The organism is Actinosynnema sp. NPDC023794, assembly GCF_040639675.1.
GTDB lineage: Bacteria > Actinomycetota > Actinomycetes > Mycobacteriales > Pseudonocardiaceae > Actinosynnema > Actinosynnema luteola.
On record NZ_JBFAFR010000003.1, the window covers coordinates 1 to 25,105 of the forward strand.

Genomic DNA, 25,105 nt, shown 5'->3' on the forward strand with positions numbered 1-25,105 from the left:
TCTACGTTCACGTCGGCCCCGGCCGGGCCCGAGCGTTGAATTCGGGGGTCCTGAACGTTCGACACGCGGGACGCGAGGGTTCGACACGCCGGTCCCGAAGGTTCGACACGCGGGACCTGAGCGTTCGACACGCGGGGTCAGCGGGTGCGGAGGCGGGGTTTGTGGTCCATGTGGGACAGGCCCTTCCAGGCCAGGTTGACCAGGTGGGCGGCCACTTCGTCCTTCTTCGGCTTGCGGACCTCGAGCCACCACTGGCCGGTCAACGCCACCATGCCCACGAGGGCCTGCGAGTAGAGCGCGGCCAGTTTGCGGTCGTAGCCCTGGCGGGAGAAGTGCAGGCCCAGGATCGATTCCACCTGGGACGCGATGTCGTTCAGCAACGACGAGAACGTGCCGGTGGACGACGCCACGGGCGAGTCGCGCACGAGGATCCGGAAGCCGTCCGTCGAGCCCTCGATGTAGTCCAGCAACGCGCACGCCGCCTGTTCCAGCAGCTCACGCGGGTGCCCGCCGGACAGCGCGTTGACGATGTGGTCCATCAGGTACTGCATCTCGCGGTCCACCACGACCGCGTAGATGCCTTCCTTGCCGCCGAAGTGCTCGTACACCACGGGCTTGGACACGCCCGCCCGGTGCGCGATCTCCTCGATGGAGGTGACCTCGAAGCCCTTCTCCGCGAACAGCGCCCGGGCCACGTCGAGCAGTTGCTCGCGCCGCTCCTTGCCCGTCATCCGCACGCGCGGCACCGGTGTCTCGTCGCCGCGCCGTCTCCCCGCCACCCAGACCACCCTAAACACCTGCCCCCCGCGTGGGTCGCGAGGGGCAGGCGGTCGCTTGCCGGACTACTTCTCGGCCACGTCTACTTCTTGGCGCTGATGCGGGCCAACCGCTGCTGGTTCGGCCACCGCACGTTGGTCGCCCAGCCGAACTTCTCGAACAGCCAGATCAGCCGCGCGGACGTGTCGATCTGACCGCGCTTGACGCCGTGCCGCGCGCACGTCGGGTCGGCGTGGTGCAGGTTGTGCCACGACTCGCCGAAGCTCAGGATCGCCAGCGCCCACACGTTCGCGGAACGGTCCCGCGCGGCGAACGGGCGGTCGCCCACCATGTGGCAGATCGAGTTGACCGACCACGTCACGTGGTGCAGGAACGCCACCCGGACCAGGCCGGCCCAGAAGAACGCCGACAGCGCGCCGGACCACGACATCGTGATCAGGCCGCCGAGCACGGCGGGCGCGAGCAGGCTGATCGCGGTCCACAGCGGGAACAGCTTGTCGATCCGGACCAGGTCCTTGTCGGCCAGCAGGTCGGGCGCGAAGCGCTCCGCGTTGGTCTTGTCGCGGTCGAACAGCCAGCCCATGTGGGCGTGCCAGAAGCCCTTGGCCAGCGCGACCGGGCCGCGGCCGAACAGCCACGGCGAGTGCGGGTCGCCCTCGCGGTCGGAGAACGCGTGGTGGCGGCGGTGGTCGGCGACCCAGACGATCACCGGGCCCTGCAACGCCATCATGCCCGCGATCGCCAGGCCGATCTTGAGCGCGCGGTTGGCCTTGAACGAGCCGTGCGTGAAGTACCGGTGGAACCCGATCGTCACGCCGAGGCCGGCCAGGTAGTAGAAGGCCACGAACAGCGCGACGTCCACCCAGCCCAGGCCCCAACCCCAAGCGAGCGGAACGGCCGCGACCAGAGCCAGGAACGGCACGATGACGAACACGTACACGCCGAACTGCTCGACGTGTCCCCGTCGCCCTTCGATCATCGGCTTGGGTCCGCGATCCTCAGGACCCTGCGGCGTGGACCTGCTCTCAAGGGTGCTGGTCATACATGTACCTCGTTGTGTGCTCGGGGCTACCTACGGAACCGTAACTTACGGAAGCGTAAGTTAGCCGTGCCTTGTCCCGCCAGAGCCGAGGCCGAAGTCACGGCGTGTTCTCAGGAAGTCGGGCGTGTCGATCACCGCGGGGGCATCATTCGGTGATGGGGTCACCGAACGTCCGCTCCCGCCGCCGCCTCCGCATCGCACTGGTCACGTTCGCGGTGGTGTTCCTGCTGGTCACCGGGGGCCTACTGGGGTTCGGCTGGTACTACAGCGGCCAACTCCTCGAACCGGAGAACGCCCGTCCCGGCTACCGCGACACGGTCACGTCGTCGGCTTCGGGGACCGTCGCGCTGGCGGAGTCCAGGGTCACAGTGCTTCCCGGCACGTGGGGTCTCGTCTGGCCGGGCGGCGGCGCGAAGGTCGGCCCGGTGACCCAGCGGTCCGAGGGCACCGTGGTGCGCGAGCTGCAGGGCGAGGCGCCGGCGGACGGCACGCAGGTGCGGCTGGAGACGTCGGTCTGGAGCACGGACCCCGCCACCGCGCTCGACCTGGAGTACACGGACGTGCGAATTCCCACCGAACTGGGTGACGCGCCCGCATGGCTGGTCCCCGCGACGTCGGACACGTGGGTCGTCGCGGTGCACGGTCGGGGCGGCACGAGGGCCGAGGCGCTGCGGGTGATGCCTGCTCTGCACCAGTTGGGACTACCCGTTCTCGCCGTGACCTACCGCAACGACGAGGGCGCGCCGCGCTCGCCGGACGGCCTCTACCACCTCGGCGACACGGAGTGGCGTGACGTGGAGGCGGCCGTCAGGTACGCCCGCGAGCACGGCGCGCGCGACGTCGTGCTGTACGGGTGGTCGATGGGCGGCGCGATCGTCGGCCAGTTCCTCGGCCGCTCGGCGGAGGCGGACGCCGTGGCCGCCGTCGTGCTCGACGCGCCCGTGGTGAGCTGGACGAAGACGCTGGAGCTTCAGTCGCGCAACCGGGGCGTGCCGGTGCAGCTGGCTCCGATCGCGGAGCTGGTCTCGGACTGGCGGATCGACCTGGAGTTCACCCGCTTCGACCTGCTCGACCACCCGCCCGCGCGCAGGCCGCCGACGCTGCTGTTCCACGGTGGCGCGGACGGCACCGTGCCGGTGCAGGCGTCGCGCGACCTGGCCGCGGCGGCGGACCGGCTCGACTGGCCCATGCGGTACGTCGAGGTGCCCGCGGCCGAGCACACGGCGGCGTGGAACGTCGACCCGGAGGCCTACGACCGCACCCTGACCGAGTTCCTCGACTCGGTCGGCGGCATCCGGTAGCGCGGCGGCGCACCTGCTTGTGCCCGATCGACTACGCAAGGTAGTTAAGCGGGTGATTGTTTCGCCCGAAATCATGGCGAACAGGGGGCACGAGACCCCGTCACGCAGCCCTCAAGCTGCGACCCGCAGCGGTGCAGAGTTCACCCACCCGTGATGTAGGCCACGTTCTTCAGCACTCTGACCTGTATAAACACACAGTGTCATGATCGGGTCACGGTGGGCTTGCCGCCACTTGAGTGGTGGTGCTGACCTTCGAGCGGGACTCGTGACAACATGTGTTCGCGCGGTCGGGGCGAGCCTCGACCGTTCCGCCATGGTGTAAAGGCAGCACCTCGGATTTTGGTTCCGATGGTCCAGGTTCGAATCCTGGTGGCGGAGCGAGGGGCCGGGCCACGAAGGCCCCGGCCGCCCTGCGTCTGCATGGGGGTGTGAGTCGCTGCACGAGGAAGCGGTCGACGAGCAGGACAACGTGGCGCCGACGCTCCACGAGATGTCCGACGCGTGGCTGGTCGGCCGCGCGAGTGAGCTCGTGGCCGTGGCCCAGAGCAGCCACCTGTCCGACCAGCTCGACGCGGCGCACGAGGTCGACGAGATCCTGGCCGAGGCGCAGGGCCGCGGCGAGCCGCGGATCGTCGGCCAGCTGCTGCGCGCGGCCGCGGTGGTCAGGATCGTCACCCCCGGCCTGGTCGACCTGTCCGACTCCGTCCTGGACGAGATGGTGGCGCACTGCCGCCGGCACGGCCTGCTGGTGCTGGAGGCGGAGGCGCACGCCCTGCGCGGGCGGCGCTACCTGCTCGGCGGCTTCGAGGACAAGGCGTTGACCGAGGTCGCGGGCGGCCTGGCGATGCTGGAGGAGGACCTCGCGCCCGACCCGATGATCGACAAGCGCACCTGGGACCGGCTGCTCGCCTCCGCGTTGCAGTCGACCGGGCTCGTGCTCACCCAGCTCGGCGTCTACGAGATGGCCGACGAGGTGCTGGCGCGGGCGCACAACGCGATCCGGGACAGCGCCAACCCGCACCAGATCTACGTCCACCTGGTCAACCGGGCCCGGCTGCTGATCGGCTGGGGCCTGCGGCTGGAGCGGGTGGACAACTTCGAGGAGGCCGCCGAGCGGTTCGCCACCGCGTCGGCCATCGCCACCGCCGTCGAGGGGCCGTTCCGCGAGTCGCTGCACCCCGGCCGGCGCGACCGCACCGCCGCCGAGCAGGTGCCGGTGATCGGCGCGGCGCACGCGCTGGCCAAGCCGGGCGCGGAGCACATCGCGCGGCTGTGGGCCTTGCGCGAGCTGTCCATGTACGCCCGCGAGCTGATCATCGTGTCGATCGCGCTGGCCCGCTGCCTGGAGATGGAGGAGCTGCCGCAGCAGGCGTTGCAGGTGCTGCACGACGCGCAGGACCGGCTGGAGCACGACACCTCCGAGCCGACCCTGATGCTGTGCCTGACCCGGGAGTACGCCCGGATGTCCGGCCCGCACGGCGAGCGCACCATCTCGGCGTTGCAGACCTACGCCAACGCGCTGGAGGTGGAGCTGTGGCTGATGCAGGAGGCGCGCACCGCCACCTTGCTCACCCGGCGCGACCACGAACGGCTGACCCGCGCGCACGGCGCCATCGCGCAGCAGGCGTTGCAGGACCCGCTGACCGGGCTGCCCAACCGCCGCGCGCTCGACGACCGGCTGGCCGCGCTGATCAACGCGCAGACCCACCCGATGGCCATCGCGCTGGTCGACCTCGACGGGTTCAAGGTCGTCAACGACAAGCACTCGCACGCCGAGGGTGACGACGTCCTCCGCGTGATTGCGAGCACACTGCGCCAGGCGTTGCGGGGCGACGACCTGGTGGCCCGCTACGGCGGCGACGAGTTCGTCGTGCTGCTGCCCGGTGCGCCGCTGCACGCCGCCCAAGCAGCCCTCGCCCGGGCCGTGGATGCGGTCGCCGCCTTGCCTTCCGACCTGTCCAGAGGGGTCACGCTGTCCGTGGGCGTGATCTCCGTGCGCCCGCGCGAGGCCGCGCACGCGGCGCTCGCCCGAGCCGACTCGGCGATGTACGCGGCGAAGCGGCGAGGTGGCTGCCAGGTTGCGGCCGTGGAAGTAGAGCCCTCCTCGGAGGCTTAGTATCGGCACCTGGCGGGAAGCCAGGCCCCTCCCGCTGAAGGCACGCACTCAGCTAGGGAGAGCGCTGATGCTCGAGGGTGTCCCCACCCCAGTCAGCACGATCGTCCTCGCAGCGGGTGAAGGCACCCGCATGCGCTCAGCCACCCCGAAGGTCTTGCACCGCGTCGCGGGTCGTTCCCTGGTGGAGCACGCCGTGCGCGCCGCCGCCGGGACGGACCCGGACCACCTCGCCGTCGTGGTCGGCCACGGCCGCGCCGCGGTCGCCGACCACCTCGACAGCCTGTCCACCGCGCTGGACCGCAAGGTCACCGTGGCCGTGCAGGAGCAGCAGAAGGGCACCGGGCACGCGGTCGGCTGCGGGCTCGCCGAGCTGCCGTCCGACCTCGGCGGCACGGTCGTGGTGACCTACGGCGACGTGCCGCTGCTGGACTCCGACACGTTGCGCGGGCTGCTCGCCGAGCACGGCGCGCGCGGCAACGCCGTCACCGTGCTGACCGCCGTGGCGGCCGACCCCACCGGGTACGGGCGGATCGTGCGGTCCGCGGACGGCGCGGTCGAGGGCATCGTGGAGCAGAAGGACGCCACGCCCGAGCAGCGGGAGATCACCGAGATCAACTCCGGGGTGTACGCGTTCGACGCGGCCGTGCTGCGCGACGGGCTGTCCCGGCTGTCCACCGACAACGCGCAGGGCGAGCTGTACCTGACCGACGTGCTGACCATCGCGCGCGGCGACGGTCGGCGCGTGGGCGCGCTGGTCACGTCGGACGCCTGGCTGGTCGAGGGCGTGAACGACCGCGTGCAGCTGGCCAGGCTGGGCGCCGAGCTGAACCGCAGGCTGGTGGAGGCCGCGATGCGCTCGGGCGTGACCGTCATCGACCCGGCCACCACGTGGCTGGACGCCGACGTGCGGCTGGAGCGGGACGTGCTGATCGAGCCGAACGTGCAGCTGCGGGCCGGCACGACCGTCGGCGAGGGCGCGGTCGTCGGCCCGGACACCACGCTGTCGGCGTGCGTGATCGGCGACGGCGCGACCGTGGTGCGCACGCACGGCTCCGGGGCGGAGATCGGCGCGGGCGCGTCGGTCGGCCCGTTCGCCTACCTGCGGCCGGGCACCCGGCTCGGCGAGCGCGGCAAGATCGGCACGTTCGTGGAGACGAAGAACTCCGACATCGGCGCCGGCAGCAAGGTGCCGCACCTGAGCTACATCGGCGACACGACCATCGGCGAGCACTCCAACATCGGCGCGGCCAGCGTCACGGTGAACTACGACGGCGTGCACAAGCACCGGACCACGATCGGGTCCTACTGCCGCACCGGTTCGGACAACATGTTCGTCGCGCCGGTCACCGTCGGCGACGGCGCGTACACCGGCGCGGGGACCGTGGTGCGGCGCGACGTGCCGCCCGGCGCCCTGGCCGTGTCCGGCGGCCCCCAGCGCAACCTGGACGGATGGGTGGTGTCCCGCCGTGCGGGCACGCCTTCGGCCGAAGCGGCGGAGCGCGCTCTGACGCCCGAGAATGCAGGCACAACCGATGAAGGGCGCTGACGTGAACCCCACGATGGCCGGGACACCCAAGAAGAACCTGATGCTCTTCGGCGGGCGGGCCTACCCCGAGCTGACCGAGCAGGTGGCCAAGCACCTGAACGTGTCGGTGACCCCGCAGTCGGCGTACGACTTCGCCAACGGCGAGATCTTCGTGAGGTTCGAGGAGAGCGTGCGCGGCTGCGACGCGTTCGTGATCCAGTCGCACTGCGCGCCCATCAACCAGTGGCTGATGGAGCAGCTGATCATGGTGGACGCGCTGAAGCGCGCGTCCGCGAAGCGCATCACCGTGATCATGCCGTTCTACCCGTACGCGCGGCAGGACAAGAAGCACCGCGGCCGTGAGCCGATCTCGGCCCGCCTGGTCGCGGACCTGTTCAAGACCGCGGGCGCGGACCGCTTGGTGGCCGTGGACCTGCACACCGCGCAGATCCAGGGCTTCTTCGACGGCCCGGTGGACCACCTCTGGGCCATGCCGTTGCTGGCCGAGCACATCAAGGCCAAGTACGCGGGCCGCGAGATCACCGTCGTCTCCCCCGACGCCGGCCGCACCAAGCTGGCCGAGAAGTGGGCGGACACCCTCGGCGGCACGCCGATCGCGTTCATCCACAAGACCCGCGACCCGCTGCGGCCGAACGAGGTCGTGGCCAACCGGGTGGTCGGCCAGGTCGAGGGCAGGCTGTGCGTCGTCATCGACGACATGATCGACACCGGCGGCACGATCACCAAGGCGGTGGACCAACTGCTGGCCGAGGGCGCGTCGGACGTCGTCATCGCCGCCACCCACCCGGTCCTGTCCGGCCCGGCCATCGAGCGGCTGCGCGACTGCGGCGCCCGTGAGGTCGTGTTCACCGACACCCTCCCGATCCCGGCGGAGAAGCGATTCGACGCCATGACCGTCCTGCCGATCGCGCCGCTGCTGGCGCGCGTGATCCAGGAGGTCTTCGAGGACGGCTCGGTGACCTCCCTGTTCGACGGCAACGCCTGACACCTCGCGCGCTCTACGGGATGATCCCCGGATGGCGCTCGAACACGAACGGCCCGACGCACCTGATGCGTCGGGCCGTTCGTCGTCCAACTCGGTGTCGGGCACGGTGCACGGCCCGGTCGCCCAGATCGGCGTCGTGCACGGCGACGTGAACCTCGTGACCGGCGCACCGGTGCGGACGCGGTACCGGGAGCAGGTGCGGCGGATCGCGCCGCCGGAGTTGATCGGCCGCGAGGCGGAGCTGGCTGACCTGTCCTCGTTCTGCACCTCCCCGTCGACGGCGGGCGGCTACCGGTGGTGGCGGGCACCGGCGTGGTCGGGCAAGTCGGCACTGATGTCGACGTTCGTGCTGAACCCGCCCCAAGGCGTCCGCGTGGTGTCGTTCTTCATCACGGCCCGCCTGGCCGCGCAGAACGACCGGACCGCGTTCATCGAGAACGTCCTGGAGCAACTGGTCACGATCCTGGGCCAGGACCTGCCGCCGATGGTGACCGAGGCGACCCGCGAAGGCCACTTGCTGGGCCTGCTGGCCGAGGCCGCGGGTGCGTGCCGGGACCGCGGCGAGCACTTCGTGCTGCTGGTGGACGGGTTGGACGAAGACCGTGGCGTGACGACGGGCCTGGACGCCCACAGCATCGCCGCGCTGCTCCCCCTCGACCCGCCGGCGGGCCTGCGGGTGATCGTCGCAGGCCGCCCGGACCCGCCGATCCCCGCCGACGTCCCGGACCACCACCCGCTGCGGGACCCGGCCATCGCCCGGCCGCTGACCACCTCCCCGGCCGCGCAGGCGGAACGCGCCGACATGGAACGCGAGCTGAAGCGCCTCCTGCACGGCTCGTCGACCGAACAGGACCTGCTCGGCCTGCTCACCGCGGCGGGTGGCGGCCTCACCGCGGCCGACCTGGCGGAGCTGACGGGCTTGTCCGTTTGGGACGTCGACGACCACCTGCGCACCGTGACAGGCCGCAGCTTCCGCAGGCGCAACGCCCACTACGAGCCGGGCCGGTCGCCGGACGTCTACCTGCTCGGCCACGAGGAGTTGCACCACACCGCGACCGCCATGCTGGGCCCACGGCTGGCCGAGTACCGCGACCGCCTGCACCGCTGGGCCGACCGGCACCGCGCCCGAGGCTGGCCCGCCGCGAGCCCCGAGTACCTGCTGCGCGGCTACTACTCGATGCTCACCGCGACCGGTGACCTGCCGCGCATGGTCGTGTGCGCCACCGACGCGGCCCGCCACGACCTGCTCCTGGACGTGTCCGGCGGTGATGCGGCGGCCATGGCCGAGATCACGGCCACGCAGGAGGCAGTGCTCGCCGCGGCGGAACCCGACCTGGTCCCGATGAGCCGACTCGCCGTCCACCACGACCGCCTGACCAGCCGCAACGACGCGCTGCCGCTTCACCTGCCCGCCTTGACGGCCCGGATCGGCCTGGTCGACCGGGCCGAGGCGTTGGCCAACTCGATCCCCGGCATCCACCAGCGCGATCACGCGCTGCTCGGCGTCGTGCAGTCGGTGATCGGGGGCGGCGACCTCGACCGCGCGATCGAGCTCACCTCCACCATCCGGGACGCCTGGCACTACGGACGAGCGTTGGAGGCGGTCGTCGCGGCGCTCGTGGACCGCGGCGACCTCGACGCCGCGCGTGAGCTGTGCGGCCGTGCCGAGACCTCGTTCCGGTCGGTCAGGGACCCGTGGCAGCGGGACCAGGTCATGGCGTCACTCGTCAGGTGCGCGGTCCGCACCGGTGAGGCCGACCGGGCCGAAGCGCTGGTCGAGGCGATCGAAAGCGTTCCGGTGCGCGATCAGGTGTGGCCGGCGGTCGTGGCCTGCCTCGCGGACCGGGACCTCGACCGGGCGGTGGCCGTGGCGCGGTCCATCGGGGACGTCGGCCGTCGGGGTGACGCCCTCCGCATCGCGGTCGAGGCGGCGGCCGCGTCCGGCGACCTCGACCGCGCGGCGGGTCTCGCGGTACCGATCGCCGATCCGACCGCTCAGGGCCGGGCGCTGAACGACGTGGTCTGGGCCGTTCTGCGACGCGACGACTTCGACCGGGCCGAAGCCCTGAGCCGGCTGATCACCGACGGTGCGGTGCGCGGCGAGATGCTGGTCCGCATCGCCCGCGCACTGGTTCGCACCGACCCTGGCCGCGCGCTGGCGCTCCTCGGTGACGCCGTGGACGCGGCGGCCACCACGACTCCCAAGCCCGAGGCCCTCGGCTCCGGCCCTTGGGTCGCCGTGCTCGACCGGGACCGGGTGCTCGCCGCCGTGGTCGACACCGCGATCGCCGCGGGCGGCTTGGATCTCGCAGGAGCCGTGGTCGACCGGATGGTCGATGTCAGGCACTTGAGCAGGGCGTTGGGCGCGGTGGTCGGCGCCCTCGTCGCGGCGGGCGACGTGGCGCAGGCCCGGAGGGTGCTCGACCGGGTCGAGGTGGTGCTCGACTTCAGCGGCCCGTACCCGGTTCGCGAGGGCCAAGCGCTGGTGCACGCGGTGCGCGCGGCGGTCGTGGCGGGGGATCACGCCAGGGCCGACCGGATGTTCTCCCGGGCGCGCGAGACCGCACGCGCCGTGCCGGACGGGTACCACGAGGGTGTGGCACTGCGTGCGATGACCGATGCGGCGATCGCTCTCGGTGACCTGGAGCGCGCCCGAGCCGTGACGGGCTCGATCACGGACCCCGTCCTCCGCGGCCAGGCCGTCGCGCGCGTAGTACGGGCGCTTGTAGCTGCCGGCGACCTCGATCCGGCGCTGTCGCTCGCCCGATCGATCCGGCATCCCGGGTTGCGGAGCATCGCACTGGGCGATATCGCCGTGCGGGCAGCGACGGCCGGTGACCTGCCCCGGGCGAAGGCGGCGGTGCGGGAGGCGGTGACGTTCGCGCGTGCCGAAGGGTCCCGGTTGCGGGAGGTCCACGGCCTGGTGATCGAGTCGATCGCCCTGGACGGCGACCTCGACCGGGCCGAAGCCATGGCCGGCGCCATCACGCAGCCTGCCGCGCTCAGCGAGGCCTTGACCAGCGTCGCGATGGCCGCCTGGCGACACGGAGACCACGAGCGCGCCCGCGGACTGGTGCTTCGGGCGGGGTTCACCCTCGATCCGGCCGACCCGATCGAGGAACTCATGGCGACGCTGTGGAGCGACAACGTCGTGTGGAGGAGGTCGTCCCTGCGCCGCCACGTCGAGGCCGCGGGCGATGCCACCGGAAACCGCCCGTCTTCCCCTGCAGCACCGTTGACGACGCCGAAGCGGGTACGCGACCGGGTCGTCGCCTCGATCCGCACCGCGGTGGCCGAGGGCGACCTCGACAGGGCGGAGCTGATCGCCCTCTCGCCACCTGAGGGCACCGAACCCGACGAGCTTCTGACGTGGCTGCTCGACGAGTTGGTGACGCGAAAGTCATTTGATCAGGCGATACCGCTCGGGTCCCGGATCACGCACCCGTTGTGGCGCCAGCACGCCATCACCCAGTTGGTGACGGCAATGCGCGTCACCGGCGAGGTCGCACACGCGGGCGAGGTGATCGCCGCCGAGCTGGAAAGGCACGACGAACGGTGGGTGCGGGCGCTCGTGGTGGACCTGGCGCTCGCCGAGGGCGATCTGGACCGGGCCGAGGCGTTGGCCGTCGACTTGGGGAAGTCGGCCCTGAGCAAAGTGGTTAGGGCCTTGGCCGCCGCCGGTCACCTGGACCGGGTGGACAGACTCGCTCTGGCCCCGCTTACCGAGGGGCGGATCGTCCTTGACGCGGTGCGCGCACTGATCATCGCTGGTGAGACTGAGCGCGCACGCCGTTTGACGACCCGCGCCGAGGCCGCCGCGCTCGCGATGCACCCGAACACCCGGCGGGACTTGGCGCTGTCGGGTCTGGTCGACGTGGCCTTGATCGCACGGCAGTTCGACCGCGCAACGACGCTGGTCCGGTCGATCAGGTCCACGCCACTGCGGGCGTCGGCCGTGGTGCGGATCGTGTCCGACCTGCTGGGCCACGGTGAACGGGAACACGCGGGCCGCATGGTCGACCTGATCCCGGTGGACGGGCTGACGACCGAGATCGCGCATGTCGCGGTCGACCTGCCCGATGGGCCGAGGCAGCGGCTGATCGCGCGGATGCTCGCCGCGAAGGCGTGGCCGATCGCGATCGACACCCTGCGCCGGACCACCCCGGAGGGGTTGGACGCGATCACCGATGAGCTGGCGTCCATCGCCCGCGTCGAGGCTCGGTTCAGCGGCGGTCGCGGGGAACGAACCCCCGATTAGGCCCCGCCCAGCGGATCGGCCTACACTGGCCAGGTTGCCTCGGCGAGGGCGAGCATCACGCTCGGCGTGATCGACGCGGCGGTTGTGATGCCGCGCGTGTTCACCCTCCGCGCCGCCCGCCGCCGCAGGCCAACCCCCGCTTCGCCCCGCCCGACGTACCCGCCGACGTTTACCAGGCCAGACCGTTAGGAGAGCCCCACCGTGTCCGAGGTCCGTCTCGCCGCAGAGCAGCGCACCGAGTTCGGCAAGGGCGCCGCCCGCCGCACCCGCCGCGCCGGCAAGATCCCCGCGGTGCTCTACGGCCACGGTTCCGACCCGAAGCACCTGGCCCTGCCGGCGCTCGAGTTCGCCCGTGTTGTCCGCGAGCACGGTCAGAACGCAGTTCTCACGCTGGACATCGAGTCCTCCACCGAGCTGGCGCTGACCAAGACCGTCACCACGCACCCCATCAAGAACTACATCGAGCACGTCGACCTGCTGCTCGTGCAGCGGGGCGAGAAGGTCACCGTCGAGGTGCCGATCGTCCTCACGGGCGACGCCGCCGCGGCGACCCTGCTCACGCAGGACCTCACCACCGTCCAGGTGGAGGCCGACGCGCTGAACATCCCCGAGCAGGTCGAGTACTCGATCGCCGGTCTGACCGCGGGCACCCAGGTGCACGCCTCCGACCTGGTCCTGCCGGCCGGCACCACGCTGGTGACCGACGGCGAGGCGATGGTCCTCGCGGTGAACGCCGCGCCGACCGCCGCCGAGCTGGACGGCGACACCGGTGAGGCCGCCGAGCCCGAGGCCACCGAAGAAGGCTGAGCCCATCACGTCGGGCAACTCGAACGGCACGCCTCCCCCGCCGCACGGCTGGGGTGGCGTGCCGTTCCCGTTCCTGAGCCCGGCGCAGGTGCGCGCCACCCGGTTCCCCCGCAAGAGGGGCAAGGGCTACGACCCGGCGCAGGTGGACGCGTTCGTGCTGCGCATCGCCGACGCGCTGGCCGGACGCACGTCGCTGCACCCCGACCAGGTGCGCACGATCGCGTTCACCGAGATCGCCGGCGGGTACGACCAGCGGACCGTGGACGACTTCCTGGCCGCCTTGGAGCACCAGCTGCGGTCCGGTCACGTGCCGCCGACCACGTTGCAGACCGGTGAGGCGGTGCTGGCGGTGAAGCTGCCGCGCTCGCCGAACGGCTACGATCGCGGCGAAGTCGACGCGTTCCTCGGCCGGGCCGCCGCGGCGCTGGACGGGCGGGGGCGGATGACCTCCGGCGAGGTGCGCCACACCAGGTTCACCACCACGTCCGGGCTGCGCCGGGGCTACCAGGTGCGCGCGGTGGACGCCCTGTTGGACGAGCTTGAGCAGGAGTTGCGGTTCCGTGGTCGATGACGTCGCCCTGGTCGTCGGGCTGGGCAACTCCGGCCCCAAGTACGAGGGCAACCGGCACAACGTCGGCTTCCTCGTGCTGGACGAGTTGGCCGCACGCGTGGGCGGGAAGTTCAAGGCCCACAAGGGCGGCGCCGAGGTCCTCGAAGGCCGGTTGGTCGGCCGCCGGGTCGTGCTGGCGAAGCCGCGCGGCTACATGAACACCTCCGGCGGTCCGGTGGCGGGCACGGCGAACTTCTACAAGGCGCCACCGTCGTCGATCATCGTCGTGCACGACGAGCTGGACCTGCCGTTCGGCGCGGTGCGGCTCAAGCTCGGCGGCGGCGAGAACGGGCACAACGGGCTGCGGTCGATCACGAAGTCGTTGGGCACCAAGGACTACCACCGGGTGCGGTTCGGGGTGGACCGGCCGCCGGGCCGGATGGACCCCGCCGACTACGTGCTGCGCGACTTCTCGCTGGTGGAGCGCAAGCAGCTGGCGCTGGAGCTGGACCGGGCGGCGGACGCCGTGGAGGCGTTGCTGGAGCTGGGGCTGGAAGCCGCCCAGAACAAGTTCCACTGAGCCCGAGGCCCGGGTCCGCCGGGTCCTCAGGCGCGGCCGAAGCGGGCGAGCAGGTGCCAGACCTTCTTCAGGCCCTGCTGGTCGTAACGGTCGCGGGCGTCGCCGATGACCTTCGGCGTGAGCACGCCGTCCACCGCGATCTCCACGCCCAGGTCGACGTGCTCGGGGCCCCGGAAGTCCGGGTGACGGCGCAGTTCGTCCACGTGCAGCCGGAACCCGGTGTGCCACTCGACGGCGCACGGCAGGCGGTGGGCCGCCTCCTCCACGGCCGTGCCCCGGTAGCTCGGGTCGAGCACGAGCGCCTCCACGTCGGCCTCCAGCGACACGGGACCGTGCACGTGGGCCTCGACGTAGTCGTCCAGCGGGTCGCGCTCGTCCGCCCGCGCGATCTCGATCAACGCCATCCGGTCGGCCGTCCCGAACGCCTCCGGCTCCAGCACGCTGTCCGGGTAGCAGAACGTGGTCCGGTCCACCACGTCCTCGGTCAGCCGCAGGTGTGACGACCCGAATCGCGGCGACGCGCCGTACGGGCTGAGGCGGAAGTTCAGCCCGCCGTACACCGGCCTCTCGTGCGGCGACGCGTCGTCGTACGCGCCGCCGAACATCCGGCTCTCCCACCGCCACCGGTCGCCGCCGGCGAACGCGGTCAGGCCGCCGTTGCCGGTGCCGGTGACGAACTGAGAGACGTAACGCCCCGTGTCCGCGAGGGCGGCGACCACTCGTTCGGGGTGGAAGTTGAGGGTGACGCGGAGGGCGCGGTCGAGCGGTGTGCCGGTCGACCGCGCCCTCACGTGCCTCAGAGCGCGCTCCGCCGGCGACATCACACGGTGGGCACCAGGCCCACGGCGGCGGAACGGCGGAGCTTGCCGGACGGCGTCTTGGGCAGGCTGCCCGGCTTGAGCACGACCACGGAGAACGGCCGCAGCCCGACCGCGTCCACGACCCGCGCGCTGATCTCCTTGCTCAACGCCCGCACCGCGTCGTCCTCACCGGCCAGCTTCGACTCGACCACCACGGCGAACCGCTCGCGGCGCGTGCCCGCGTCCAGCCGCACGGCCACCGCGTTGCCCGCGCGCACGCCCTCGACGGCGGTCGCAGCGCGCTCGATGTCCGTCGGGTAGATGTTGCGCCCACCCATGATGATCACGTCCTTGCGCCGCCCGCAGACGACGACCTGGCCGTCCACCACGTACCCCTCGTCGCCGGTGTCCAGCCAGCCCTCGGCGTCCTGGGTGTCCTTCGGGCCGTCCACGGTGAGGTAGCCGGGCGTCACGGCCTCGCCGCGCACCCGCAGCTGACCGACCTCGCGCTCGCCGAGCACCTTGCCCTCGTCGTCCGCCACCTGCACCTCCAGGCCCGGCAACGGCGGCCCGAGCAGCGGGAACGCCCGCGCGTTGGGGCTGTCCGGCGGCACGGGCACGGCGCGGTGGCCCGCCTCCAGCTCCTCCGGGTCGACCACGTCGACCGAGAGGCCGGTGAACACCGGCGCGAACGCCACGCCCAGCGTCGTCTCCGCCATGCCGTACGCGCACAGCACGCACTCCGGGCGCAGCCCGAACCGCGCGCCCGCGTCGGTGAACATCTTCACCGCGGCCGGGTCGATGGGCTCGGCGCCGTTGAGCGCGATGCGCAGCTTGGACAGGTCGAACGCGCCGTCGTCCACGCCCTGCATGCGGCGGGCGGCGATGGCGTAGGCGAAGTTCGGGGCGGCCGTGATGGTGCCCTCGTAGCGGCTGATCAGGTCCGGCCACAGGGTGGGCCGGCCGAGGAAGTCGACCGGCGTGACCTTGACCAGGTCGATGCCGAACAGCATGGGCACGGTCAGGAAGCCGACCATCCCCATGTCGTGGAACAGCGGCAGCCAGGAGACCATCCGGTCGGTCTCCGGGTCGAGCTCGGCGGCGATCTCCATGGCCTTGGCGTTGGACCACAGGTTGCCGTGCGTGATGCGGACGGCCTTCGGGTCGGCCGTGGAACCGCTGGTGAGCTGCAGCAGCGCGGGCAGGTCCTCGTCGACGTCGACGGGCGCCGCCAGCGGCTCGCCGTCCAGCTCGGCCAGCCTGCGGTAGGAGACGCCGTGCTCGTCCAGCACGCCCGACAGCGCGTCGAACGGCGCGCCGAGCAGCACCAGCTTCGCGCCGATCATGGTGAGCACGCGCAACGTGTCACCGGCCCACTCGGCGAGGTCGGTGCGCGCCGTCGGCTGGTGCAGCATGGTCGTGCTGCCGCCGGCCAGCCACACCGCCTGCACGGCGGGCGCGATCTCGGCCGGGTCGCCCGCCAGGACGGCGATCGACTCGCCGCGCGCGACCCCGTCCGCCACGAGGGCGCCCGCCATGCGGGTGGCCTGCTGGTGCACCTCCGCCCACGACCTGCGGACCGGAGCGTTCGGCTCCCCCGTGGTCATGCCCCGCGACTGTCCTCCGGCGCCCGTAGCGGTTGCCACCATCGTGTCCACGAACCGGCTCATGTCCGTCAGGGTAGAGCGATCTTCCGGCGCATTGAGCCGATAGGGCGAAACATCGGGCACGTCGTCCGGCGATACTCCCCGGTACACCACACGAAGGAGGTAATTGGGTGGCCGGGTTCGACGCTCGTCAGCACATGCCGGCACATCCGGCGCCGCTGTTGGGCGCGCAGGATCTGCGGCAGGTCGCCTTCCACCGCCCCCCGCCCGGCCAGCCCGGGTACGACGAGGGTCAGGTGGACGCCTTCCTGGACCGCATCGAGGCAACGCTGCTCGGCCGGGACGACGTGACCGAGCAGGACGTGCGCGAGGTGCGGTTCAGACCCTCGCGGCCCGGCTACTACGCGGCCGAGGTCGACGCGTTCATGGACCTGGTGGCCGAGACGCTCGGCTCGACGCCGCAGCGGCGCCAGGCCACCGCCCCCGCGCAGGGCGCGCACGCCACGTCGACGGGGATGCGCCCGGCGGCCCGGCTGACGCCGCAGGACGTGCGCGGTGTGCGGTTCCACAAGCCCAGACCGGGGAACCGGGGTTACCACGAGGGCGAGATCGACGCGTTCCTCGACCGGATCGAGAACACCCTGGCGGGCCGTGACCACCTGACCGCCCGCGAAGTGCAGGACTTCGAGTTCAGCTCCGCCCCGCCGGGGCAGGTGGGGTACGACGAGGACGACGTGGACACCTTCCTCGACCTCGTCGTGGTGACCTTGGAGCGGATGCCCGCACCACCTCTCCCTTCTCCCCTCACCTCCCCTTCTCCTCTCGCGTCCTCCCCTTCTTCCCGCTCCGCCGCCCTGGCGCCCCTCGCTCCCCCCTCCCCTCTCTCGCCTCCCGCGCCTCCCGTCGCGCCTCCGTTGCGGCCTCGTCCTGGCCCCGGCACGCGCCCGTTGACCGCCCGTGACGTCCGCACCGCCGCCTTCGGCAAGCCGCCGCGCGGCCGGCGTGGTTACCAGGAGTCGCAGGTCGACAAGTTCCTCGACCGGATCGAGAACACCCTGCTCGGGCAGGACGACCTGACCGCGCGCGAAGTCCGCGAGGTCCGCTTCAGCCGGCCCATGTTCGGCCGGCGCGGGTACGACGAGACCGAGGTGGACGCGTTCCTGGCGCGGGTGGAGAAGCAGCTGGGCGACGGACCGCCGCGGCCGAGCGCGATCCCGCCGATCACGTCGTGGAAGCAGCTGCGGTCGATCAAGATCCCGGTGGCGGGGCCGGCGCAGCGCGGGTACCGGACGTCCCAGGTGGACCGGGTGCTGGAGGAGGTCGGCATCGCGCTCGACGGCATGCTCGGCGCGTCGTCGGCGGAGGTGGCGGCGACGAAGTTCGCCACGGCGTTGATCGCGGGGCAGGGCTACGACTGCGCGTTCGTGGACGAGCTGATGCCGTTGCTGGCGGCCGAACTGCGCCGCCGCGGCCGCTGACCCCCGCGCGTGTCGAACCTCCAGGTCCCGCGTGTCGAACGCTCAGGACCCCCGAGTTCGTCATTCACGTTCGTCCTGAGCGTTGAATTCGGAGGCCCTGGAGGTTCGACACGCGGGTCCTGAGCGTTCGACACGCGGGTGGGTCAGGATTCGGCGGATTCGGCGGCGGCCAGCCACTGGGCCTCGACGTCCTCGGCCTCGGCCAGGACGGCCTTCAGCTCGGCGTCCAGGGCCAGCAGGCGTTCCGGGTCGGTGGCGGCTTCGGCCAGCGCGGCGTGCAGCTGGGCTTCCTTCTTCTGCAACGTCTCCAACCGGCGTTCCAGGCGGGACAGCTCCTTGCGCGCCGCGCGCTGGTCCGCCGCCGACGACGGCGCGGACGCGGGCTTCGCGCTCGGCACGGCGGCGGCTTCCTTCTGCTTGTCCCGCCGCCGCAGGTACTCCTCGATCCCGCCCGGCAAGTCGGTCAGCCCGCCGTCGCCGAACAGCGCCACCACCTTGTCGCACACCCGTTCCACCAGGTAGCGGTCGTGCGAGATCACCACGAGCGTGCCCGGCCACGAGTCGAGCAGGTCCTCGAGCTGCTGCAACGTGTCGATGTCCAGGTCGTTGGTCGGCTCGTCCAGCAGCAGCACGTTCGGCTCGGCCATCAGCAGCCGGCACAGCTGCAACCGCCGCCGCTCACCGCCGGACAGGTCGCCCACCGGCGTCCACTGCTTCTGCGACGAGAACCCGAACCGCTCGGCCAGCTGCGACGCCGACATCTCCTGCTTGCCCAGCACGACCCGCCGCGCGATCTCCTCCACGGCCTCCAGCACCCGCATCGACCCGTCCAGGTCGTGCAGCTCCTGGCTGAGGTGCGCGAGCTTCACCGTCTGCCCCTGGACGCGCTTGCCGCTCTCCAGCTCCCGCTCACCGGCCAACGCCCGCAGCAGCGTCGTCTTGCCCGACCCGTTCACGCCGACGATCCCGACCCGGTCGCCCGGTCCGATCCGCCACGTCAGGTCGCGCACCAGCACCCGGTCGGGCACGGTCAGCGTCGCGTCCTCCAGCTCCAGCACGGTGCGCCCGAGCCGCCGCTTGGCGAACGCGAGCAGCTCCACCGAGTCGCGCGGCGGCGGCACGTCGGAGATCAACGCCTCGGCGGCGTCGATGCGGTAGCGGGGCTTGGACGTGCGGGCGGGCGCGCCGCGGCGCAGCCACGCCAGCTCCTTGCGGGCCAGGTTGCGGCGCTTCTCCTCGATGGTGTCGGCCAGGCGGGCGCGCTCGGCGCGGGCGAAGATCCAGTCCGCGTAGCCGCCCTCGTACTGCTCGACCTTCCCGTTGACGACCTCCCACGTGCGGCTGCACACCGTGTCCAGGAACCACCGGTCGTGCGTCACCACGACGAGTGCCGTGCGACGGGCCAGCAGGTGCTCCGCCAGCCACCGCACGCCCTCGACGTCGAGGTGGTTGGTCGGCTCGTCCAGCACGACCAGGTCGAGGTCCTGCACGAGGGCCGCCGCCAGCGCCACCCGCCGCCGCTCGCCACCGGACATCGTGCCGACCGGCGAGTCCAGCCCGAACCCGGTGATGCCGAGGCCGTCCAGGATCGACCGCACCCGCGCGTCGGAGGCCCACTCGTGCTCGGAGTCGAACCCGAGCGGGTCGATCACGGCGTTGCGCACCGTCGACCCCTCGGCCAGCTCGGTGCGCTGCGTGACCACGGCCATCCGCAGCCCGCGGTTCTGGCTGACCCGCCCCTCGTCCGGCGGGGCGAGCCCGGCCAGCACCTCCAGCAGCGTCGTCTTGCCGCCGCCGTTGAGGCCGACGACCCCGATGCGGTCGCCTTCGCCGACGCCGAGGGACACGCCGTCGAGCAGCGGACGCACGCCGAACGACTTGGAGACGGACTCCAAGTTGACCAAGTTGGCCATGTACCAGCACCTTCATCGAGAACGGGGTGACAACGCAGTACGCCAGCCTAGCTATCGCGCCCGCAACGGCGGCCCGACCCGGCTCGGCGTACCGGCCACAACCGAGTCAGGGAGTCCGATGTCACAGCTCAGAGGGGTCGTCGGCGTGTTCGCCCTTCTGCACCGGCTGCGCGGGGAGGACGCGACCGGCCAGGGGCGCGTGCTGGTGGTGGATCGCAACCCGACCACCGCCGCGCAGCCCGTCGCCGCTGGTCAGGTGGCCGACCGCGACACCGAGGTCACGGTGTCGGCGAACAAGGCGGCGAGTAGGTCACGCGTGCACTTCGGGCGGGATCGGCCGGGGTGCTTCCTCAGTGCCGATGACGCGCGCGCCGTGCACCGGCCCTTGCGCCACGCGCACCGTCCGGCAGACGCCCGCGCCGGCCAGCTCGGCCGCCACCCGCACCGCCGAGTCGCCGTCCGTGCAGAGGAACGCGCAGGTCGGGCCCGATCCGGACACCATGCCGGCCAACGCGCCCGCGTTCACGCCCGCGCGCAGCGTGCGGCGCAGGTTGGGGCGCAGCGACACGGCGGCGGCCTGCAGGTCGTTGCCGAGGAGGAGCGCGAGCTGGCGCGGGTCACCGGAGGACAGGCCTTCGAGCACCGCTTCCGCCTCGCCGACGCGGGGCGGGTCGCCGTCGGCGCGCAGCCGGTCCAGCTCGTCGAACACCTCGGGCGTGGACAGGCCGCGCCGGTCGAACGCCAGCACCCAGTGGAACGTGTGGCGGGACAGCACGGGCACGATCCGGTCGCCGCGGTCCGTGCCGAGGGCCGTGCCGCCGTAGATGGCGAACGGGACGTCCGCGCCGATCTTGCCCGCGAGGCCGGCCAGCTCGTCCCGGCTGATCTCCAGCCGCCACAGCGAGGCCAGCCCGACGAGCGTCGCCGCCGCGTCCGCGCTGCCGCCCGCCATGCCGCCGGCGACCGGGATGGACTTGCGGATGACCACGCGGACCTTCGGGTCGTCGGGGTCGCGGCCGACGTGCTGGGCCAGCACCCGCACCGCCCGCCACGCCAGGTTGGACGCGCCGGTGGGCACCGAGTCGGCGCCTTCGCCGTGCACCTCGACGCCGGGCTCCTCGGCGATGGCGACGGTCACCTCGTCGGTCAGCGACAAGGCCTGGAAGATCGTCACCAGGTCGTGGTACCCGTCCTCGCGGGAGTCGCCCACGGCCAGGTGCAGGTTGACTTTGGCCGGGACGCGGACGGTGACCGGGGGTGGGACGACAGCGAGCACGCCATGAAGCGTACGGGCGTTTCCGGGTTGCCCGCTCCTACCGACCTCTGACCTGCGGCGAAGCACTCAACCCCCGCTCGCGCACTCGCTTGCCCACCCCGAAGGGTCACCCCGCTGACCTGCCCGTCCGGCGAGGACGCTCTTGATCCCTTCGGCTGCCGCGCCCTCACACCTGAGCGTTGAATTCAGGTGTCCTGGACGTAGGACACGCACGACCTGGACGTAGGACACGCGCGTTCTGAACGTAGGACTCTCGCGGTGTGGGGGTAGGGCTCTCGGGTCAGACGGAGAGGACGGAGCCCGAGAAGGTTTCCTTGATGTAGTCCTTGACCTGCTGCGACTGGAGCAGGGCCAGCAGGTCCTTCACGCGCGGGTCGTCCTTCAGGTCGGTCCGGGTGACCAGGCCGTTCGCGTTCGGGTTGCCCTCGGCCTTCTCCAGCGCCAACGCGTCGGAGGCGGGCTTCAGGCCGGCGTCGATGGCGTAGTTGCCGTTCACCACGGACGCGTCGGTGTCGTCCAGCGAACGCGGCAGCTGCGCGGCCTCCAGCTCGACGAACTCCAGCCCGCGCGGGTTCTCCGCGATGTCCCGGATGGTCGCCGTCTTCTCCGCGCCCGGCGTGATCTTGATCAGCCCGTTGTCCTGCAGCAGCTTCAGGCCGCGTGCCTCGTTCGTCGCGTCGTTCGCCACGGCCACCCGAGCGCCGGACGGCAGGTCGGCCAGCGACTTGTGCTTCTTCGAGTACACGCCGAGCGGCTCGAGGTGGACCGGCCCGATCCACTCCAGCGACGCGCCGCTCTCCGCCTTGAACGTGTCCAGGTACGGCACGGTCTGGAAGTAGTTCGCGTCCAGCGACCCGTCCACCAGGGCCGTGTTCGGCTGCACGTAGTCGGTGAACTCCACGACCTCGATCTTCAGGCCCTTCGCCGCGGCCAGGTTGTCCGCCACGTACCGCAGCACCTGGGCGTGCGGCACCGGGCTCACGCCGACCTTCAGCGGCGCGTTCGGGTCCGACGCGGCGCCGGTGTCGCCACTACCGCAGCCCACTGCGGTCAGCAGCACGGCCAGCAGGGCAGCACGAATACGCATGTCATTCCTTAGGTGAGGATGAGAACGATCAGACGGACGCGGTGCGGCGGCGGTCGACGCCGCGGGCCACGCGGTTGGTGGTGAACTGGATCGCGGTGGCGATGACCGCCAGCACGACGACCGTGCTCCACAGGTAGCGGTCGTTGAACCGCTGGTAACCCATGCGCACGGCGAGGTCGCCGAGCCCGCCGCCGCCGACCACGCCGGCCATCGCCGAGTAGCCCAGCAGCGCGATCGCGGTCACGCCGATGGCGTTGACCAGCGCGGGCAACGACTCGCGGAGCAGCACGCTGCGCACGATCCGCAGCGTGGACGACCCGGTGGTGACGGCGGCCTCGACCACCGACACGTGCACCTCGGCCAGCACGTTCTGGACCAGCCTGCCGACGAACGGGATCGCGCCCACGGCGAGCGGCACGATGGCCGCCGTCGGCCCGATGGTGCTGCCCAGGAGCAGCCTGGTCAGCGAGGTGAGCACCACCAGCAGGACCAGGAACGGCATGGAACGGCCGAGGTCGACGACGAACCCGAGCACCTTGTGCAGCACCGGCCGGGGCTTCAGCCCACCGGGTGCGGTGAGCTGAAGCCAGATGCCGACGGGCGCGCCGAGCAGAACAGCGATCAGGGTGGAGACGACCACCATGTACAACGTCTCGCCGGTGGCGACCAGCAGGTCGTCGAACACGATGGACCAGGGTGTCGCAGACCTCACGCAGCTACTCCCTGCGGACCCGACAGGGTCCGTCGCACCGCGCCGCCCGCTTCCGAGATCCACTCCAGCGCCGAGTCGGCGCGCTCGCCCTTGAGGCCGACCCGGAACCGCGCCACCGGGGTCTCGCCGAGCCTGGTCAGGCCGCCGCCGAGCAGGTTCAGCTCCACGCCGAACCGGCTGGTGGCCTCGGGCAGCAGCGCGCCCACGGCGGCGAAGCCGATCAGCACGACGTCCGCGACCCGGTCGAACGAGCCCTCCAGCGCCGGGTTCTGGTCCACGCCCGGCAGCAGCGACGCGGCCGTGCGGCTCGCGGCGTCCGACACCAGGTCGAGCACCTTGCCGTGCTCCACCACGCGGCCGTCCTCCAGCACCGCGACGTCGTCGCAGATCTTCCGGACGACGCCCATGTCGTGCGTGACCACGAGCACCGTCACACCGAGCTCGGCGCGCGCCCGGTCGAGCACGGCGAGCACGGAGCCGGTCGTCTCGGGGTCGAGCGCGGACGTCGGCTCGTCGGCCAGCAGCACGGACGGCGACGCGGCGAGCGCCCGCGCGACCGCGATCCGCTGGCGCTGGCCGCCGGAGAGCTGGTCGGGGTACGAGCCCGCCTTGTCGGTCAGGCCGACGAGGTCGAGCAGTTCGGCGACGCGGGTGCGGCGCTGCGGCCCGGCCACGCCCGCGGCCTCCAGGGGCAGCGCGACGTTGCCCGCGGCGGTGCGCTGGCGCAGCAGGGAATCCCCTTGCGGCACCACGCCGATCTGCCGGCGGGCGGCGCGCAGCGCGGTGCCGTCGAGGGAGACGAGGTCGGTGCCGTCGACGCGGATCGCGCCGCTGTCGGGCCGCTCCAGGAGCGCGACGCACCGGGCCAGGGTGGACTTGCCCGCCCCGCTGGGGCCGACGACGCCGAGCACGGTGCCCGCGGCGACGTCCAGGTTCACGCCGTTCAGCGCGCGAACCTGCCCGGTACTCCCGGGGAAGGTCTTGGTGAGGTTCTCGACAGTGATCACGTTTCGCTCCACGACGGCATGCGGCAGCGCACGCTCATGGCGCGCGTGACCGACGGCTCAGCTCAGAAAGGTGTCCTGGATGAAGGACGCGGGGGTTCGAGGCGCCTGCGGCTGCTCAGCGGCTGCGACAGGCGGACGACGTGCGGCGGCCGTGGTCGACTACCCGCCGGCGGGTGAGCATTCGCATCCTGGGCACGTGATTCCTCCATCGTTCCTGGCGGAAGCACCTGCCCCCGTGGAGGGGTGGTTGCTGCGGCGTCGTGGAGCCAGGTCTCTCGGCCGCTCGGGATGGCACCACGAGTAGACCTGACCAGGCCCGGCTGACGCAAGCCTGAAGCAGGATCGTCCGGCAAATCACACTTTCGGCCGAAAGATCAACGACTACCGAGCGGACGCGGCCTCGGCTATCCGGATGAAGTCGCCGACGGCCAGTTGTTCGCCGCGCACGGAGGGGTCGACGCCCGCCGCGACGAGCAGCCGCTGCGCCTCGGCCGCTGAGCCCGCCCAGCCCGACAGCGCGCCCCGGAGCATCTTGCGACGTTGCGCGAAGGCCGCGTCCACCAAGGCGAACAGCCGTTTCGGGTCCACAGTGGACAGCTGCTCGTGCCGGTCGAACGCGACCAGCGCCGAGTCCACGTTCGGCACGGGCCAGAACACCGAGCGCGGCACGGGACCGGCCCGCCGGGCGTCGGCGTACCAGGCGAGCTTCACGCTGGGCACGCCGTAGACCTTGCTGCCGGGACCGGCGGCCATCCGGTCGGCCACCTCCGACTGCACCATCACCAGGCCCGTGCGCAACGACGGCAGCACGGCCAGCAGGTGCAGCACCACGGGCACGGCCACGTTGTACGGCAGGTTCGCCACCAGGGCGGTCGGCTCGACCGGGAGCTGGTCCGGGGTGACGCGCATCGCGTCCGCGTGCACGACGGACAGCCGGTCGGCCAGCTGAGGCGCCCGCTCGGCCACCGTGACGGGCAGGCGGTCCGCCAGGACCCCGTCGATCTCCACGGCCACCAGCGCGCGGCAGGAGGGCAGCAACGCCAACGTCAGCGAGCCGAGGCCGGGCCCCACTTCGAGCACCACGTCGTCGGGGCGCAGGTCGGCCGCCGACACGATGCGCCGCACCGTGTTCGGGTCGTGCACGAAGTTCTGCCCCAGCTTCTTCGTGGGGCGGATGTCCAGCTCGGCGGCCAGCCGACGGACGTCGGCCGGACCGAGGAGCTGGCTCCCCGACCCGGCCGTCGTCGAATCCTCAGTCACCCG

At 71.9% G+C, this 25,105-nt stretch carries 19 protein-coding genes, 1 tRNA gene and 1 riboswitch; of the genes, 10 read left to right on the forward strand and 10 right to left on the reverse strand.

Translation table 11 applies throughout. From position 1 onward, the window contains the following. Positions 1 to 137: 137 nt before the first annotated feature. Complete coding sequence (locus AB0H12_RS08480) at positions 138 to 731, reverse strand: TetR/AcrR family transcriptional regulator (RefSeq protein WP_053719425.1); 594 nt, start codon at positions 729 to 731, stop codon at positions 138 to 140. A gap of 128 nt (positions 732 to 859) precedes the next feature. Then, the gene (locus AB0H12_RS08485) at positions 860 to 1,819 is read right to left on the reverse strand and encodes an acyl-CoA desaturase (RefSeq protein WP_499621813.1); all 960 of its coding nucleotides are present in this window, start codon (positions 1,817 to 1,819) and stop codon (positions 860 to 862) included. A gap of 155 nt (positions 1,820 to 1,974) precedes the next feature. On the opposite strand from AB0H12_RS08485, the gene AB0H12_RS08490 reads away from it, so the two are divergent. From AB0H12_RS08490 to pth, 9 genes are all read left to right on the forward strand, one after another. Continuing rightward, positions 1,975 to 3,120 (forward strand): alpha/beta hydrolase family protein, encoded by a 1,146-nt coding sequence (locus AB0H12_RS08490; RefSeq protein ID WP_499621815.1) that lies wholly within the window; start codon positions 1,975 to 1,977, stop codon positions 3,118 to 3,120. A 307-nt stretch (positions 3,121 to 3,427) separates the two neighbouring features. Further along, positions 3,428 to 3,498 (forward strand) — tRNA-Gln (locus AB0H12_RS08495). A 112-nt stretch (positions 3,499 to 3,610) separates the two neighbouring features. Beyond that, on the forward strand, positions 3,611 to 5,236 hold the full coding sequence (locus AB0H12_RS08500; RefSeq protein WP_499621817.1) for a GGDEF domain-containing protein: 1,626 nt from the start codon (positions 3,611 to 3,613) through the stop codon (positions 5,234 to 5,236). Between the two features lie 67 nt (positions 5,237 to 5,303). After that, positions 5,304 to 6,782 carry a bifunctional UDP-N-acetylglucosamine diphosphorylase/glucosamine-1-phosphate N-acetyltransferase GlmU gene (gene glmU / locus AB0H12_RS08505; RefSeq protein ID WP_499621818.1) on the forward strand — a complete coding sequence of 493 codons (1,479 nt, stop codon included), beginning with the start codon at positions 5,304 to 5,306 and terminating at the stop codon, positions 6,780 to 6,782. Positions 6,783 to 6,795: 13 nt separating this feature from the next. Then, entirely contained in the window at positions 6,796 to 7,767 is a 972-nt protein-coding gene (locus AB0H12_RS08510) for a ribose-phosphate diphosphokinase (RefSeq protein ID WP_499622514.1), read from the forward strand. 31 nt (positions 7,768 to 7,798) lie between these two features. Beyond that, positions 7,799 to 12,025, forward strand: coding sequence for a hypothetical protein (locus AB0H12_RS08515; protein ID WP_499621819.1), 4,227 nt, complete (start codon positions 7,799 to 7,801; stop codon positions 12,023 to 12,025). A 201-nt stretch (positions 12,026 to 12,226) separates the two neighbouring features. Further along, positions 12,227 to 12,832: a 50S ribosomal protein L25/general stress protein Ctc gene (locus tag AB0H12_RS08520; protein WP_499621821.1), complete on the forward strand. Its 606-nt coding sequence runs from the start codon at positions 12,227 to 12,229 to the stop codon at positions 12,830 to 12,832. Positions 12,833 to 12,890: 58 nt separating this feature from the next. Further along, positions 12,891 to 13,403, forward strand: coding sequence for a DivIVA domain-containing protein (locus AB0H12_RS08525; RefSeq protein ID WP_230567425.1), 513 nt, complete (start codon positions 12,891 to 12,893; stop codon positions 13,401 to 13,403). Further along, positions 13,393 to 13,962, forward strand: coding sequence for an aminoacyl-tRNA hydrolase (pth, locus tag AB0H12_RS08530; protein WP_499621824.1), 570 nt, complete (start codon positions 13,393 to 13,395; stop codon positions 13,960 to 13,962). Before AB0H12_RS08525 ends, pth begins: the two co-directional genes overlap by 11 nt. Before the next feature lie 26 nt (positions 13,963 to 13,988). Here the strand turns inward: pth and AB0H12_RS08535 are convergent, their stop codons facing one another. Then, positions 13,989 to 14,783 (reverse strand): DUF3626 domain-containing protein, encoded by a 795-nt coding sequence (locus tag AB0H12_RS08535; protein WP_499621827.1) that lies wholly within the window; start codon positions 14,781 to 14,783, stop codon positions 13,989 to 13,991. Next, on the reverse strand, positions 14,783 to 16,432 hold the full coding sequence (locus AB0H12_RS08540; RefSeq protein ID WP_499621828.1) for a fatty acyl-AMP ligase: 1,650 nt from the start codon (positions 16,430 to 16,432) through the stop codon (positions 14,783 to 14,785). The genes AB0H12_RS08535 and AB0H12_RS08540 overlap by 1 nt, the downstream gene beginning before the upstream one ends. 107 nt (positions 16,433 to 16,539) lie before the next feature. On the opposite strand from AB0H12_RS08540, the gene AB0H12_RS08545 reads away from it, so the two are divergent. Continuing rightward, positions 16,540 to 17,847 (forward strand): DivIVA domain-containing protein, encoded by a 1,308-nt coding sequence (locus AB0H12_RS08545; RefSeq protein WP_499621829.1) that lies wholly within the window; start codon positions 16,540 to 16,542, stop codon positions 17,845 to 17,847. 143 nt (positions 17,848 to 17,990) lie between these two features. Here the strand turns inward: AB0H12_RS08545 and AB0H12_RS08550 are convergent, their stop codons facing one another. The 6 genes from AB0H12_RS08550 to rsmA form a co-directional block, all read right to left on the reverse strand. Further along, on the reverse strand, positions 17,991 to 19,760 hold the full coding sequence (locus AB0H12_RS08550; protein ID WP_499621830.1) for an ABC-F family ATP-binding cassette domain-containing protein: 1,770 nt from the start codon (positions 19,758 to 19,760) through the stop codon (positions 17,991 to 17,993). A gap of 310 nt (positions 19,761 to 20,070) precedes the next feature. Beyond that, positions 20,071 to 21,036, reverse strand: a complete 966-nt coding sequence (locus AB0H12_RS08555) for a 4-(cytidine 5'-diphospho)-2-C-methyl-D-erythritol kinase (RefSeq protein ID WP_230567429.1) — start codon at positions 21,034 to 21,036, stop codon at positions 20,071 to 20,073. Positions 21,037 to 21,316: 280 nt separating this feature from the next. After that, on the reverse strand, positions 21,317 to 22,123 hold the full coding sequence (locus tag AB0H12_RS08560) for a MetQ/NlpA family ABC transporter substrate-binding protein (protein ID WP_499621832.1): 807 nt from the start codon (positions 22,121 to 22,123) through the stop codon (positions 21,317 to 21,319). 28 nt (positions 22,124 to 22,151) lie between these two features. Continuing rightward, positions 22,152 to 22,835 (reverse strand): methionine ABC transporter permease, encoded by a 684-nt coding sequence (locus tag AB0H12_RS08565; protein WP_499621834.1) that lies wholly within the window; start codon positions 22,833 to 22,835, stop codon positions 22,152 to 22,154. Beyond that, the gene (locus tag AB0H12_RS08570) at positions 22,832 to 23,842 is read right to left on the reverse strand and encodes a methionine ABC transporter ATP-binding protein (protein WP_499621836.1); all 1,011 of its coding nucleotides are present in this window, start codon (positions 23,840 to 23,842) and stop codon (positions 22,832 to 22,834) included. The genes AB0H12_RS08565 and AB0H12_RS08570 overlap by 4 nt, the downstream gene beginning before the upstream one ends. A gap of 202 nt (positions 23,843 to 24,044) precedes the next feature. After that, positions 24,045 to 24,137, reverse strand: a riboswitch (SAM riboswitch). A gap of 86 nt (positions 24,138 to 24,223) precedes the next feature. After that, on the reverse strand, positions 24,224 to 25,102 hold the full coding sequence (gene rsmA / locus AB0H12_RS08575; RefSeq protein WP_499621837.1) for a 16S rRNA (adenine(1518)-N(6)/adenine(1519)-N(6))-dimethyltransferase RsmA: 879 nt from the start codon (positions 25,100 to 25,102) through the stop codon (positions 24,224 to 24,226). Positions 25,103 to 25,105 lie beyond the last annotated feature (3 nt).

What these genes read in the sequence shown, in the direction of transcription:
- AB0H12_RS08540 (WP_499621828.1), bottom strand. Translation starts at nt 16,432, where the DNA reads ATGAGCCGGTTCGTGGACACGATGGTGGCAACCGCTACGGGCGCCGGA.
- glmU (WP_499621818.1), top strand. Translation starts at nt 5,304, where the DNA reads ATGCTCGAGGGTGTCCCCACCCCAGTCAGCACGATCGTCCTCGCAGCG.
- AB0H12_RS08550 (WP_499621830.1), bottom strand. Translation starts at nt 19,760, where the DNA reads ATGGCCAACTTGGTCAACTTGGAGTCCGTCTCCAAGTCGTTCGGCGTG.
- AB0H12_RS08500 (WP_499621817.1), top strand. Translation starts at nt 3,611, where the DNA reads ATGTCCGACGCGTGGCTGGTCGGCCGCGCGAGTGAGCTCGTGGCCGTG.
- AB0H12_RS08485 (WP_499621813.1), bottom strand. Translation starts at nt 1,819, where the DNA reads ATGACCAGCACCCTTGAGAGCAGGTCCACGCCGCAGGGTCCTGAGGAT.
- AB0H12_RS08480 (WP_053719425.1), bottom strand. Translation starts at nt 731, where the DNA reads ATGACGGGCAAGGAGCGGCGCGAGCAACTGCTCGACGTGGCCCGGGCG.
- AB0H12_RS08515 (WP_499621819.1), top strand. Translation starts at nt 7,799, where the DNA reads ATGGCGCTCGAACACGAACGGCCCGACGCACCTGATGCGTCGGGCCGT.
- AB0H12_RS08560 (WP_499621832.1), bottom strand. Translation starts at nt 22,123, where the DNA reads ATGCGTATTCGTGCTGCCCTGCTGGCCGTGCTGCTGACCGCAGTGGGC.
- AB0H12_RS08535 (WP_499621827.1), bottom strand. Translation starts at nt 14,783, where the DNA reads ATGTCGCCGGCGGAGCGCGCTCTGAGGCACGTGAGGGCGCGGTCGACC.
- AB0H12_RS08510 (WP_499622514.1), top strand. Translation starts at nt 6,796, where the DNA reads ATGGCCGGGACACCCAAGAAGAACCTGATGCTCTTCGGCGGGCGGGCC.
- AB0H12_RS08490 (WP_499621815.1), top strand. Translation starts at nt 1,975, where the DNA reads ATGGGGTCACCGAACGTCCGCTCCCGCCGCCGCCTCCGCATCGCACTG.